This window comes from Streptomyces sp. A01, from assembly GCF_059026195.1.
This window is the reverse complement of sequence record NZ_JBWLKN010000008.1, coordinates 20067-33382: the sequence shown is the minus strand read 5'-3', so window position 1 is coordinate 33382 and position 13316 is coordinate 20067. Positions and strand designations below refer to the sequence as shown.

Here is a 13316-nt window from a genome sequence, read left to right as displayed (position 1 = left end):
TCTTCTCGTCACTCGCTGCGTCAGCACTCGTCGCGTCAGCACTCGTCGCGTCAGCGCGCGTCCCGCCGTCACCGCGGTCTCCGGGACGCTCCCGCCGGAAGGCCTGTGAGATCTGCGCGCGCGTGCCGGGCCGCCGCGCCGGAGCGCCCGCTGCCACGGTCTCCCGCGTGTCCACCGGGCCTTCCTGTGCCGCGCCGCTGCCTGGTGCCGCCGCAGGGGCCTCCGGCGGGGGCGGGGCGGGCAGGACGCGCAGCCGGTGCAGCCAGGCCACGCCGCACGCCGAGGCGAGCCCGAAGGCCAGGCAGCAGACCCAGGGCAGCCAGGCGGCGCCCTCCTCCCCGGCGTCCATGGCCCAGCCGACCGCCGTGTTGCCGAGCGCCGCGGCGATGCCCGACACCACGTAGAAGATCCCGAAGTACGTGCCGGTCAGCTGGGAGCGGCCGAACGCGGGGATCAGCTCCATCACGAACGGCTGCGCGATCATGACGCCGAGGTAGAGCAGCAGCGCCCCGGCCAGGACGGGCAGCAGGCCGAGCACCGCGCGGCCCGTCCCCTCGGGCGTACCCGCCCCGGCCACCGCGAGCGGGGGCACGAAGGCGAGACCCATCAGGGTGAGTCCGAGGGTGATCCAGCGGGCGCGGCTGCCGCGTTCTTTGAGCTTCCCTGTGATGCGCATCTGGAGCGTGAGGTTGGCGAGGGTGCCGACGAGGAAGACGATTCCGGCGGCGCCCTGCCAGCCGGTGGCGTGCCTGGCGCCGTCGGGGATCAGCAGGTACAGCTGGTTCTCCATGGTGAACATGCCGACCATGGCGAGCGAGAAGGCGAGGAACGCGCGGTTGCCGAGGACTTCGCGCCAGTCGCCGAGCACGCTGCTCTTCGCGGGCGGCACCTCGCGGGCGGGGAGCACCAGCGCCTGGGCGACGGTGAGCACCGCGAAGATCGCGGCCGCGGTGAGGGCGGAGACGCGGAAGTCCACGAGCAGCAGCGCGCTGCCGAGCAGCGGGCCGATCAGGGCCCCGGTGGTGGCGAAGACGTTGAACAGTGCGAACGCCTCGGCCTTGCGGCCCCCTGCCTCCTGGGCGAGGTAGGCCCGTACGGCCGGGTTGAACAGGGCTCCGGCGAGGCCGCTCAGCACGGAGGCGGCGAGCAGCACGGGGAGTCCGTCGCCCAGCGCGAAGAGGGCGAATCCGACGGTGCGCAGCGCGCATCCGGCGATGATGACGCCGCGTGCGCCGAGCCGGTCGGCCGCTGAGCCGCCGATGATGAACAGGCCCTGCTGGCTGAGGTTGCGGACGCCGAGGACGATGCCGACGACGGCCGCCGACATCCCGAGGTCCTCGCCGAGGTGGGTGGCGAGGTAGGGGATGAGCAGGTAGAAGCCGGTGTTCACACCGAGCTGGTTGATCAGCAGGAGGCGGATCGCGAGCGGGAAGCCGCGTATCTCACTCCAGGTCTTCACGGTGCGATGTCTCCTTGGTACGGGCGGTGCCGGTGCGAGGGATGTGTGGGAGGGCCTCGGCGCGAGGGCGGGCCGGGTGCGGGTCCACCGGGGCGGAGCCGCGCCGGGTCAGGTCAGCCGCCGCTCCGGCGCCTCGGCCCCGAGCTCTTCGCGCGCGCCCGGGCGCGTAGGGCGCACCCCGAGTCCCGCGCGGCTGCTGGCGCGTACGGTTCCGTCGGTGCCGCCGATGCCGGTCCACGGGTCGTCGGCGAGCAGCAGATGCCCGTCGAGGTCGATCCAGCGGGCCCGGTCGGCGAGGTGGACTGCGGGCGCGATGCCCAGGGAGCTGGCGGTGAGGCAGCCCAGCATGAGCGAGGTGCCGCTGCCCGCGATGAGTTCGGCGATGCGCAGGGCGGCGTGCACCCCGCCGCACTTGGCGAGCTTGACGTTGACGCCGTGCACCCGGCCCGCCAGGCGGCGGATGTCCTCGTAGCTGACGGCGTCCTCGTCCGCGATGACGGGCAGCGGGGAGCGCTCGGCGAGGGCGGCGAGGCCGTCGGGGTCGCCGGGGGCCGTGGGCTGTTCGACGGCCTCGACGCCGAGTTCGGCGTACCGGGGCAGCAGGTCGAGTGTCTCGGCCGCCGTCCAGGCGCCGTTGGGGTCGAGCAGCAGCCGCATGCCGGGAGCCTCGGCGTGGATGACGCGCACGCGCTCCACGTCCTCCTCGGGGTCGGCGCTCCCGGCCTTGACCTTGATGGTGGTGAAGCCGCTGTCGGCGAGGCAGCGGGCGCGGACGGCGGCCCGGATGGCGGTGGTGATGCCGATGGTGCGGGCGGTCGCCGCCGCGGGCGGGGTCAGCGTGCCGAGGAGGTGGTGGACGGGTGCCCCGGCGCGCTTGCCGACGAGGTCGAGCAGGGCCGCTTCGACGGCGGCGGTGATGGCGGGCGGCGTACCGTCGGCGGGCAGTTCCCCGGCCCGCAGCGCGCCGAGGGCCGTCTCCGGGTCGGGGAAGCGGGCGAGGTCGAGCGCGGCGTCGGTCAGCAGCCGCCCGATGGTCTCGGTGTCGAGCCCGAAGTACACGCTGGCGACGACTTCGCCGTGGCCGCGCAGCCCGCGGTGCTCGATGGACAGCCATACCGCGTCACGCGCCGCCATCACCGAACGCGAGATGCGCAGCGGCTCGGCGAGTTCGAGCCGCGTGGTACGCAGGGTGGTCTTCATGCGGTGCCTTCCAGGGGGTCGACGACCGTGGTGCAGCGCACCCATCCGGCGGCTTCGGCGGCACGGGGGTGCGGTATCTCCATGGGCCGGGTGGCGGCTGCGGCGGGGTCGATGCCGTGTGCCGTGGTGAAGGCGTCGTCGTAGACGCTGCCGAGGTAGCGCTGCGGGCCGTCGGGGAAGACGGTGGCGACGACGGCGCCGGGGTGGACTCGCGCCGCCCACGCGGAGACGAGGGCGACGGCGCCGGTGCTCCAGCCGCCGCTGACGAAGCTCGAACGGGCGAGTCTGCGGCAGCAGTCGGCGGACTCGGCGGGTCCGACCCAGTGCACCTCGTCGAAGGCGCGGTAGGCGACGTTGCGGGGGTGGATGCTGCTGCCGAGGCCGCGCATCAGCCGGGGCCTGGCGGGCTGGCCGAAGATGGTGGAGCCGGTGGCGTCCACGCCGATGAGGCGCAGCGCGGGCCAGTGGCGGCGCAGCGGTGCGATGATTCCGGCGCTGTGCCCGCCGGTGCCGACACTGCACACGAGGATGTCCAGGTGGTCGAGCTGGACGGCGAGTTCGGCGGCGAGTGAGGCGTAACCGGCCACGTTGTCGGGGTTGTTGTACTGGTCGGGCCAGTACGCGCCGGGCAGTTCGGTCAGCACTTCCCGCAGCCGGTTGATGCGGGCGGCCTGCCAGCCGCCGTCGGCGGCGGGCCGGTCGACGATGTCGAGCCTGGCCCCGTGGGCGCGCAGCAGCTGGCGCATCGACGGTTCGAGCTCGTTGTCCCCGACGAGGACGACGGGGTGGCCGAGGGCCTGCCCGGCGAAGGCGAGGCCGATACCGAGGGTCCCCGACGTGGACTCCACCACCGGGGCACCGGGCAGCAGTTCACCGCGTTCCCTGGCGCCGAGCAGCATGGAGACGGCCGCGCGTGCCTTCATGCCGCCCGCCCCGAGCCCTTCGAGCTTGGCCCAGAACCCGGGCTGCGGGCAGGGCAGGTCGGTGGTGATGCGGGCGAGGGGGGTGCGGCCCAGCAGGGCGAGGAGTTCGTGGTTGGCGGCGGGCGCCATGGCCGTGACGGTCAACAGGTCTCTCCGTAGCGGTAGATGACGCTGGGCCCGCCGTCGAGCCAGAAGAACGGGTAGGGCTCAGCGGATACGGCGCTGACGCCGGAGCCGAGCAGGCGGGGCAGCACACCGCTGCCCGTCTGGGCGAACATCACCAGGGGCTTGCCGTGCCGTTCGGCGTGGTCGCGCAGGGTCTCGAAGGTGCCGTTGCCCAGGGTCATCCCTGAGGCGAGGATGGCGTCGCAGCGGGCCAGTTCGGCGGTGGCGTCGGTGCTGATGGGCTCGCCCCACTCGGTGGTCCCGCCCTTGAGGTCGCAGGGCAGGCAGGTCAGGCCGCGCTCCCGCAGGGCTTCCAGGAGGGAGTTGACGACGCCGATGACGAGGACGGTCGCGCCCGGTTCGGCGTCCACCAGGGCCGCCACCGCGCGGGCCCTGGCCCGCGACTTCTCCAGCGAGCTGCCGCCGGGCAGCGGGCAGGGCGCGGCGCCGGGGGCGGTGGCGTGCGGGAGGCAGTGCAGCAGGTAGGCGTCGAGAGCGGCGACGCGTACCGCGGGCAGCGGGTGGGCGAGGAGGGTGGCGATGTCGGCGCCGACGCAGTCGTCGAGGGCGGCGGGGGGCAGCGCGCCGGGCTCCACGGCGCAGGAGCCGACGGCTTCGGCGAGGCGCAGGCTCAGCACCTCGTTGCGGTAGCCGCCGCCGCGCCCGTCGTGCCGTACGGCCTGGGTGGTGGTGAAGGCGACGGATATTCGCTGGCCGGTGGGGTCGGGGCCGAACTTTCCCGCGCGCACCCGGCGGACGAGGTCGGCGTAGCCGGTGGCGGGCCGCAGTGTGGTGCTCATCGGCTGACCACCTTGGGCCGCAGTCCGCCCAGCAGCGCTTCGACGCGGGCACGGGCGCCCGGGCCCGCGGGGTCGGCGACCATGACGTGGCCGAGGTATTCGTTGTTGCTGCCCGCCGCCTTGACGGCCTTGCCGGGCTCGGCGAGCTGGACTTCCAGCACACCGGGCCGCGCGTCGAGACCTTCGCCGCCGTCGATGGCCTCCAGTACGCCCTCCTGGTCGGGCACCAGGAAGCCGATGGCCGCGCTGGCCACGCCGGTGTCACGGGGCGTCACGTCCGGGGTCTGGCCGAGGGCGACGTCCACGCAGGCGGCGGCGAGGTCCACCCCGGTGACGTGCCGCACCAGTTCGGTGATGCGGTTCCCCGCGGGGCGCGGGTTGACCTCGACGACGCGCGGCCCGGCCTCCGTCAGTTTGATCTCGGTGTGCGCGACGACGTTGTCGAGGCCGAGCGCGGCCAGCGCGCGTACGGCGGTGCCCGCGGCGGCCTCGGTGTCGGCGGGCGTGAGGGCGGCGGGAAACATGTGGCCGGTCTCGATGAACGCGGGGGCGCCGCCGACGCTCTTGTCGGTGACGCCGACGACGTGCGCCGTCCCGCCGAAGGAGACGGTCTCGACGCTGACTTCGGGTCCTTCGAGGAGTTCCTCGATGAGGACCTGGGGCTCGCGGCGCTGGCCCCTGGCGTTGACGGGGAAGTCGGCGAGGGCCCGGTAGGCGGCGCTCAGCTCCTTCTCGTCGTCGACGCGGCGTACGAACATGCCCGCGCACAGATCGACGGGCTTGATGACCAGCGGGTAGCCGAGCTCCCGTGCCGCCTGGGTGGCGGCGGCCAGGTCGGCGCAGACCGCGAAGCCGGGGCCGGGGACGTCCGCCTCGCGCAGGGCGCGCCGGGTGGCGTCCTTGCGGCAGGCGTTCCGTACGGCCTCGGGCGAGGCGCCGGGCAGGCCGAGGTGCTCGGCGACGCGGGCGACGGCGGGCAGGTAGTAGTCGCAGGAGGTGAGGACGCCGTCGAAGCCGAGCACGGCGTGCAGGCGCTCCACGTGGGGCAGCAGCGTGGCCAGGTCGTTGGTGTCGGCGGTCAGCACATTGCGGGCGCCGAGCAGGGGGTGCGCGCTGCCTTCGGGTGCGTTGCGCAGGTAATGGTGCAGGTCACGGGTGAGGAAGGTGAACTCGTGCCCGCTTTCGCGAAGGGCTCGCGGCAGCAGTCGGCTCATCGACCCGACCCAGCTTTCGATCATCAGCAGGTGACCCACAACGCTCCTTTTCGGCGGTGACGCTTTGGTCCGGGCATGCCGGAGGGAGCCCTCCGGGGGGGCCGGGACCGTGTTGACCGAGAGCACACGCTACCGATAATCATTTTCATTGTCACCTAGCTGGACCACTCCGGTCCCGATTGCGAGAACCGCCGTGCCTGAACCCGCTCCGACCTCGGCCGCCACCCCGGCGACCAGCGCCGCCAGCTCCCCAACCACCCGCCGCGGAGCCGCGATAGTGTGCGCGGTGCTCGCTGGCACCGCCGCCCTCGCGCCCGCCGCCCCGGCCCCCGCCGCCGCCCGCCCGGCACCCGCGGCCCACCCGGTCGCCTCCCTCGGCTTCGGGCCCTGCCCCGACTCGGTGCCCGCACCGGGCGGTGCCGACCGCGTGGAGTGCGGCACGGTGCGGGTGCCGCTCGACTGGAGCCGCCCCGGCGGTGCGCGCCTGGACATCGCCGTCTCACGGGTACGCGCCTCGGGCAGCGCCGCCGAGCGGCGCGGTGTGCTGCTGGTCAACCCCGGCGGGCCCGGCGGCTCCGGCCTGTCGTACGCCGTCACCAAGCGCGCCAAGCTGCCCGAGCGGGTGCGGCGCGCCTACGACGTGATCGGCTTCGACCCGCGCGGCGTCGGGCACAGCGCGCCCGCCGACTGCGGCCCGATGGGCGGCCTCTTCGACAGCCCGGGCGCCGACCCGGTGCCCGTCGGGCGTACCGCCGAGCGCGGCTACCTCCGCTCGCTGCGGGACATGGCCGCTGACTGCGCCACCGGCACCGGTGGGGCGCTGCGCCACCTGTCGACCGAGGCGACAGCGCGCGACATGGACGCGATCCGCGCCGCGCTCGGCGAACGGCGGACCAACTTCCTCGGTGTCTCGTACGGGAGTTACCTGGGCGCGGCGTACGCGGCGCTGTTCCCGCACCGGACCGGGCGGATGGTGCTCGACAGCGTCGTCGGCCCCTGGGACTGGCACGACTTCGACGTGCGGCAGGCCAGGGCGCTGCTGCGGCAACGCGACGTGCTGTTCGGGTGGCTGGCCAGGGAGCCGGGGCGGTTCGGTCTCGGCGACAGCGCGGCCGAGGTGCGCGCCGCGTACGAACGGGTCCGCGACGGTCTGCGCGAGCGCCCTGTGGACGGATTCGGGCCCGCCGGGTTCGACCGCGCCGTCTACCGGGCGCTGGGTCGCACCGAACGCTGGGCGGGGCTCGGCGAGGGCCTGCGCGACTATCTGCGCGGCGGTGACGTGGCGGGCCTGCGCCCCAAGGCCCCCTTCGACGCGCCGGATTCACGGAACTTCGAGGCCGCCAACCGCGCCGTGAAGTGCGCGGACGGGCCAGGGCCGAGTCCAGCGAAAGTCATCTCCGACGTCCGCGGGCTGCGGCGGCTCGACCCGCGGCCGGTGCTGTCGGGCCTTGAGGCCACCGCCTGCGCCTACTGGCACCACCGTCCCGCGCACCGCACACCGCTGGGCCGCCCGGACGCGCCGCCCGCGCTGCTGGTGGCCTCCGCGCACGACCCGGTCACCCCCATCGAGGGGGCCAGGGCCATGCTCACCAAGCTGCCCGGCTCACGGCTGGTCACCCTGCACGACGACTACTCGCACGGCGTGTTCGCCAGCCGGAAGAACGCCTGCGTGGACGACTCCGTGGCCGCCTACCTGGTGGACGGCGCCGTGCCGCGGTCGGGCGTGCACTGCTCGGGTCCCGGCCTCCCGTAACCTGACGCGCCCCGGGCGGGACGCGGGTGCGCGCGTCCCGCCCGCCGCCACCCGGGTGGCGGCCGTCGGCGCGGGGCACGCGTACGGCGGCGGGTCGCGGCGGTGAACGGGGGTGCCGGGCGGCGGGACGCGCGCCGTGCCTCGCCCCGTGAGCGCGGCGCGGATGGTACGGATGGCCCCACCGCCCGACAGGACGCGCGCGAGGAGCGAGGGTCATGGAGTGGTTCACCGCACCCGACTACTGGTGGAGCCGACTGGCCTTTCAACGGGCTCTGGCGGCCGTGTACCTGACCGCGTTCCTGACCGCCGCCTGGCAGTTCCGGGCGCTCATCGGCGAACGCGGGCTGACGCCGGTGCCGCGCTTCGTGCGGGCGGTGCCCTTCCGCGCGGCGCCCAGCCTGTTCCAGCTGCGTTACTCCGACCGGCTGTTCGCCGCCGTCGCCTGGTCGGGTGCGGCGCTGTCGGCCGCCGTGCTGGCCGGGGCCGCCGACGCGGTGCCGCTGGGGGTGGCGATGCTGATGTGGGCGGTGCTGTGGGCGCTGTATCTGTCGATCGTCAACGTCGGCCAGACCTGGTACGGCTTCGGCTGGGAGTCGCTGCTGCTGGAAGCGGGGTTCCTCGCGGTCTTCCTCGGCAACGCGCGTACGGCGCCACCCGTGCTGACGCTGTGGCTGGTGCGCTGGCTGCTGTTCCGGGTGGAGTTCGGCGCCGGGCTGATCAAGCTGCGCGGCGACCGCTGCTGGCGGGAGCTGACGTGCCTGGACTTCCACCATGAGACGCAGCCCATGCCGGGCCCGCTGAGCTGGTTCTTCCACCACCTGCCGAAGCCGCTGCACCGGGTGGAGACGGCGGCCAACCATGTCGCGCAGCTCATCGTGCCCTTCGCGCTGTTCGCACCGCAGCCGGTGGCGACCGTGGCGGCGGCCGTCATCATCGTCACGCAGCTGTGGCTGGTGCTCTCCGGGAACTTCGCCTGGCTCAACTGGATCACGATCACCCTGGCCCTGGTCGCGCTGGACGGCTCACTGGCCGGCGACGCGCTCGGGCTTCCCGAGCCGCCCCACCCCGCCGCTCCCCCGCTGTGGTTCGAGGTCGTCGTCATCGCCGCGACCGCGCTGGTGGTGTGGCTCAGCTACTGGCCCGCGCGTAACCTCGTCGCCCGCCACCAGCGGATGAACGCCTCCTTCAACTCCCTGCACATCGCCAACGCGTACGGCGCCTTCGGCAGCGTCAACCGCCACCGGCGCGAGGTGGTCATCGAGGGCACCGAGGCGGCGCCCGGCACGCCCGAAGCGGTATGGCGGGAGTACGAGTTCAAGGGCAAGCCGGGCGATCCGCGCCGCTTGCCGCGCCCGTTCGCCCCGTACCATCTGCGGCTCGACTGGATGATGTGGTTCGCCGCGATGTCACCGGCCTTCGCCCGCCCATGGTTCGCACCGCTCCTCGGCAAGCTGCTCGCGGGCGACGCGCGCACGCTGCGGCTGCTGCGGACCAACCCCTTCCCCGGCGCGCCGCCCGCCCAGCTGCGCGCCAGGCTCTACGCCTACCGCTTCACGACCTGGCGCGAGCTGCGGGACACCGGCGCGTGGTGGCATCGCACCCCGGTCGGGATGTACCTCCCGGCCGTCTCACGGGACACCCTGGGGCCCATGGCCCACCGGGCCGGGCTGGCCCCGCCGTACGACGGACTCTGACCAGTCACCGGGCCGCCGACGGCGGGGGCCGGAAGTCGCAGGCCAGCGGCCCGGGGCCAGTGGTGGAGTGAGGAGCCACGGACTCAGCCGCCGGCAAGTCCCTTGACCATCACGGCGTACAAGGGCGCGTCCTCGAAGGGCCTCGATTCGGCGATTTTGCGGTATCCCCAGCGCTCATAGACGGCTTGTACTTTCGGGTGAGCCGAGTCCACGAACAGCGTCACGGTATCGGCACCCTGATGGTTGATCAAGGCGTCATGGATCTGGGTCGATGCCCGTGTCTTGCGCCACTTAGGCACGATCATGAGTTCGGACAGGGCGAATACCTGAGTCTCCTCCGTGAGCCAATCAGGTGTCTCGACGCCGCGCCACCACCCGCCAGGGCTGAACAACGCACCGTAGGCGTATCCGACCGGTTGCCCTTCCGCGAAGCCGACGACACAGGACCATGTCTCCTTGCTCGACCACGCGTCAACGAACTCGGCGAACCGATCGCGGGAGTGAAACTCGTCGGGGTCGTCGGCGTACGCCTCATCGTGTATGTCCAGGAGCATGGCCCTGATATGCCGTGCGTCTTCATGGCCGTAGCGTTTCAGCTCCATAGCCGAGACCTCTCCATCCATTCCGTGACTGCGGGCGCCCTTGATCCCGAGGCGACCAGGGCTTTCCGTACATTCCCGAGCGTGTCAGTGGTGCGCTTCGAGCCGGCCCCCTCGGGAAGGAGCTCGTACGCACGGAGGCCCGTGGCACAGGCAAGCTCAAGCTCCCCTTGATTCGCCTGGGACAGTGCCAGATGCGCCGAGTACAGCGCTCGATTTCGAACCATGTCAGGCCGGATACCGGAAAGCGTGCGATGGAAGAAGGCTTCGGCACGGTCATAGGCCCCCAAGGCGGACCAGACACTCGCAGCCAAGCCGTCCACTTCGCTCTGATCGTAGAAACTCAGCCATGCCGGACGCCCCTTGCCCTCCGCCCGCGCGAAAGCCCTCTCCGCCGTAGACAGGGCACGTAGCGTGTCACTCCGCGCGTTCATCTTGACCAAGCACCGAGCATTGCGCATGTGGGCGAGAGACGCGTACAGGGGGTCTCTACGGGCGACGGAGGACGCCTTCATCACCTCCGCGGCTGCCACGCCCTCACTGAAATCCTGCCGCTGACACGCCGTCATAGCGAGATGGTTCCACACGTGGTACTGCGTCTCGCTGTCTCCCGAAAGACCAGCGAACGTCACTGCTCGGTCCAGGTGATCGCGGGTCCGTTTGGTCGACTTGGCGTCGATGGCGGCGAAGGCCGCCGAGCATGACGCGTCCGAGGCCAAACAGTGGAGCCTTCTGCGGACGCGGGTCGATGTCGTGCCCACGGATAAGGCCGACTGAACCCGGAGGGCTAGTTCGGCAGCCCGGTTCTCCACCGTTCGCATACCGCCGATGCGCCAGTCCTGCTCAAGGACGCGCTCGTACTCCGCCTGGAAGCGGTGAGCGTCGCTCATCCCGAGTTTGGCGCCGCTGGAACCAACAACGGCCAGCACGGTACCGCTGGTGGCAGTGAAGAACTTACGGCGGTGCACAGACTCGTCCTCCGGGGGTACGGTTGCGCTTCGTTTGCGCCGGGGGATGAACCCTAATTCTTCGGACGTCGCCTGAAGAACCTTCTCGGCGCAAAGCCTGATGCGGTCCTGAGGCCATCCTGTCTCGCCTCGGAGCCAGCGCCGGATGTCACGAGCTTCGAGGCGCCCCGGCTTGCCAGTCAGCGCCTCGATCTTCCCGTTGATCTTGCGCGCCAACTCAGGTTGGGAAAAGCCCAGTTCCTTGATACGGGCTGCCAGCTTGACGTTCTCAGCCACACCCCAACGGTAGCGCTGTGCGATCACCCGGCGACAGTCCGAAGGCAAAAATCACCGGGGTCACGCAACCGGGCCGCCCCTTATTTCGCCTTTCCCTCTGACCACAGCATCCGTTGACTAGACATCACCAGGTCAACGGACAACGGAGGCAGGCGCATGGCAGCGGTCCAAGGCGAGCAGCCGATCACGGTAGAGGGCACTGAGATCCCCAGGTGTCCCAACCCCAAATGCCGCGCCTTGATCATCTGGGTCGGTGAGGACAAAGACCAGAACCGCTGCGTGCACTGCGACACCGACCTCAGCACCGGCCGGAGCCAGGACGCATCATGAGGACACCCACAGACCCAAGGCCGGGACCCGATCGCCCCGGCTCCCCCCTTCCGCCACAGTCGGCATCCGCCGGGACAAGGAGGTAACGCCCATGGCAGGCAAGCACGGTGGCGAGCCCGAGGACAAGCCGTGGGCACCTCCCCCGGACCCGCCGTCGCCCGATGGATCACGACCGAAGTAGGTGACCGTGGACTACCGCGAGATCGCATGTACTGAGCTTGAAGTGATGGGGGCCTTCCGGTCCCCATGGCTTCGGCCGGCCTTCGATGCTGTCGATCGCGAGGCATTCGCACCACCGGCCTTCTGGCACCAGAAGGCCGGTCGCGACGGCTTGCACCCGGTCATCGACCGGTACAAGGACGAGAGCGCGTGGCCCAAAGCGGTCTGGGACACTCATCGTTCCCTCATCACACAGATGGACGATGGCCGGACCGTGGCCGAGGGGCCCGCCAAGGGTGACTACTCCTCATCCATCTCCGGCCTTGACATCGTGTTCGAGAAGCTGAATCAACTGGACTTGAAGCGTGGGCACAAGGTGCTTCACATCGGGACGGCTTCGGGGTACGACACGGCCCTGATCAGCGAAGGCACCGGTTCCGAAAATGTCACCACGGTCGAGTTCGATCCGATCCTGGCGGCGTGGGGCAGCAAGAATCTGGAGGACGCCGGCTACGGGCCGGAAGTCATCTGCGGAGACGGTCTGAAGGGTTGGAAGAAGTCGGCCCCCTATGACCGCGTCATCGCTACGTGCGCGGTCAAGGACATCCCAAGGGAGTGGAGAGAGCAGGCAGCGGACGGGGCGGTCATCCTGACCCCGTTCAACACACGGTACGCACGCGGGGGGCTGTTGAAGCTCCGGGTGTTCTCCGGTGTCGCCTCGGGGCAGTTCGTCGGCGGGGCCTGGTACATGTGGGCCAGGGCGCACCGGCCCAACAACGAACTCAGCCCAGCTGCTGATGCCCACTACGGGCCGTCGCTCATTGACCCTGATGAAGTGCTAGGGCTCGGCTGGGCAGTTGACTTCACTCTGGGACTGCATGTCCCGGACATCTCCTTCACCAGCCGGGGTGAGGGAGAGGATCGCCAAGTTCAGCTCTGGAGCGAGGATGGCACGTCCGTGACCATCGTGAACTTCGGCGAGTGGTACGGGACGGAGGCCGTGTGCGTGTACGGCAAGCGGAACCTGTGGGCGGAGGTCGTCCGGGCCTACCACCGCTGGAAGTCGGCGGGTTCCCCCCATTACACCCGCTACGGGCTCACCTTCGATGATGTCGGCTCTCAGCTCTGGCTCGATGAGCCAACGAACATCGTCAGGACTGGATGACGTGGTTCGCCGCGATGTCACCGGCCTTCGCCCGCCCATGGTTCGCGCCGCTCATCGGCGAGCTGCTCGCGGGCGACGCGCGCACGCTGCGGCTGCCGCGGACCAATCCCTTCCCCGGCGCGCCGCCCGCCCAGGACCGGAAGCCGGAGCCCAGCGGTCAGCGGCCAGTGGTCAGCGGTCCGGGCCCGTGGTCAGTGGTCCGGCAGGTCGCGGGCGCCGAGCCTGAGGTGCTCGATGTGGTAGACGGCCTCGTCGAGCAGCTGGGCGACGTGGTTGTCGTAGAGGCTGTAGACGATGCGGCGGCCCTGCCGGGAGCCGGTGACCAGGCTCAGGGCGCGCAGCAGCCGCAGCTGGTGGGAGACGGCCGACTGTTCCATGCCGACGGCCTCGGCCAGCTCGGTGACCGGGCAGGGCCCCTGCCGCAGCCTGGTGAGGATCATCAGCCGGGACGGCGTCGCCAGCGCCTGAAGGGTGGCGGCGATGGTCGCGGCGGCTTCCGCGTCGAGAACTTCCGCCCGATTGGTCTCGCCCTTGGCTCCATGTCCCATGGAGCCATCGTAGTCGCGATCAAGGACAAACACTTGAAGACCTCTTCATATGAGCGGCTATAG

11 protein-coding genes and 2 pseudogenes are annotated in these 13316 nt (G+C 71.3%); 5 read left to right on the top strand and 8 right to left on the bottom strand.

Translation table 11 applies throughout. The features are described from left to right. Positions 1-205: 205 nt before the first annotated feature. The 5 genes and pseudogenes from AC5P1B_RS12785 to AC5P1B_RS12765 form a co-directional block, all read right to left on the bottom strand. A pseudogene (locus AC5P1B_RS12785) lies at positions 206-1459 on the bottom strand (MFS transporter); the annotation flags it as partial. Between the two features lie 108 nt (positions 1460-1567). Beyond that, entirely contained in the window at positions 1568-2659 is a 1092-nt protein-coding gene (locus AC5P1B_RS12780; protein ID WP_493887054.1) for a dipeptide epimerase, read from the bottom strand. Further along, complete coding sequence (locus tag AC5P1B_RS12775) at positions 2656-3711, bottom strand: PLP-dependent cysteine synthase family protein (protein WP_493887346.1); 1056 nt, start codon at positions 3709-3711, stop codon at positions 2656-2658. Before AC5P1B_RS12775 ends, AC5P1B_RS12780 begins: the two co-directional genes overlap by 4 nt. An 11-nt stretch (positions 3712-3722) precedes the next feature. Continuing rightward, a complete protein-coding gene (locus AC5P1B_RS12770) occupies positions 3723-4547 on the bottom strand; it encodes a Rossmann-like domain-containing protein (protein ID WP_493887053.1) in 825 nt (274 codons plus the stop codon). Next, positions 4544-5800 (bottom strand): ATP-grasp domain-containing protein, encoded by a 1257-nt coding sequence (locus AC5P1B_RS12765; protein WP_493887052.1) that lies wholly within the window; start codon positions 5798-5800, stop codon positions 4544-4546. Before AC5P1B_RS12765 ends, AC5P1B_RS12770 begins: the two co-directional genes overlap by 4 nt. Before the next feature lie 247 nt (positions 5801-6047). On the opposite strand from AC5P1B_RS12765, the gene AC5P1B_RS12760 reads away from it, so the two are divergent. Beyond that, positions 6048-7514, top strand: coding sequence for an alpha/beta hydrolase (locus tag AC5P1B_RS12760; RefSeq protein WP_493887051.1), 1467 nt, complete (start codon positions 6048-6050; stop codon positions 7512-7514). Between the two features lie 215 nt (positions 7515-7729). Then, positions 7730-9208: a lipase maturation factor family protein gene (locus AC5P1B_RS12755; protein WP_493887050.1), complete on the top strand. Its 1479-nt coding sequence runs from the start codon at positions 7730-7732 to the stop codon at positions 9206-9208. Positions 9209-9291: 83 nt separating this feature from the next. Here the strand turns inward: AC5P1B_RS12755 and AC5P1B_RS12750 are convergent, their stop codons facing one another. Both AC5P1B_RS12750 and AC5P1B_RS12745 read right to left on the bottom strand, forming a co-directional pair. Then, positions 9292-9810 (bottom strand): GNAT family N-acetyltransferase, encoded by a 519-nt coding sequence (locus AC5P1B_RS12750; protein ID WP_493887049.1) that lies wholly within the window; start codon positions 9808-9810, stop codon positions 9292-9294. Continuing rightward, positions 9801-11051: an NsdA family TPR-like regulatory protein gene (locus tag AC5P1B_RS12745; protein WP_493887048.1), complete on the bottom strand. Its 1251-nt coding sequence runs from the start codon at positions 11049-11051 to the stop codon at positions 9801-9803. Before AC5P1B_RS12745 ends, AC5P1B_RS12750 begins: the two co-directional genes overlap by 10 nt. Positions 11052-11207: 156 nt before the next feature. On the opposite strand from AC5P1B_RS12745, the gene AC5P1B_RS12740 reads away from it, so the two are divergent. The 3 genes and pseudogenes from AC5P1B_RS12740 to AC5P1B_RS12730 all read left to right on the top strand — a co-directional run. Continuing rightward, entirely contained in the window at positions 11208-11381 is a 174-nt protein-coding gene (locus AC5P1B_RS12740; RefSeq protein ID WP_493887047.1) for a hypothetical protein, read from the top strand. A 226-nt stretch (positions 11382-11607) separates the two neighbouring features. Further along, complete coding sequence (locus AC5P1B_RS12735) at positions 11608-12705, top strand: methyltransferase domain-containing protein (protein ID WP_493887345.1); 1098 nt, start codon at positions 11608-11610, stop codon at positions 12703-12705. Beyond that, positions 12690-12845 (top strand): annotated as a pseudogene (locus tag AC5P1B_RS12730) (lipase maturation factor family protein); the annotation flags it as partial. The gene AC5P1B_RS12735 and the pseudogene AC5P1B_RS12730, both read left to right, overlap by 16 nt. Before the next feature lie 51 nt (positions 12846-12896). Here AC5P1B_RS12730 and AC5P1B_RS12725 read toward each other — a convergent pair. Continuing rightward, positions 12897-13253: an ArsR/SmtB family transcription factor gene (locus AC5P1B_RS12725; RefSeq protein WP_493887045.1), complete on the bottom strand. Its 357-nt coding sequence runs from the start codon at positions 13251-13253 to the stop codon at positions 12897-12899. Positions 13254-13316 lie beyond the last annotated feature (63 nt).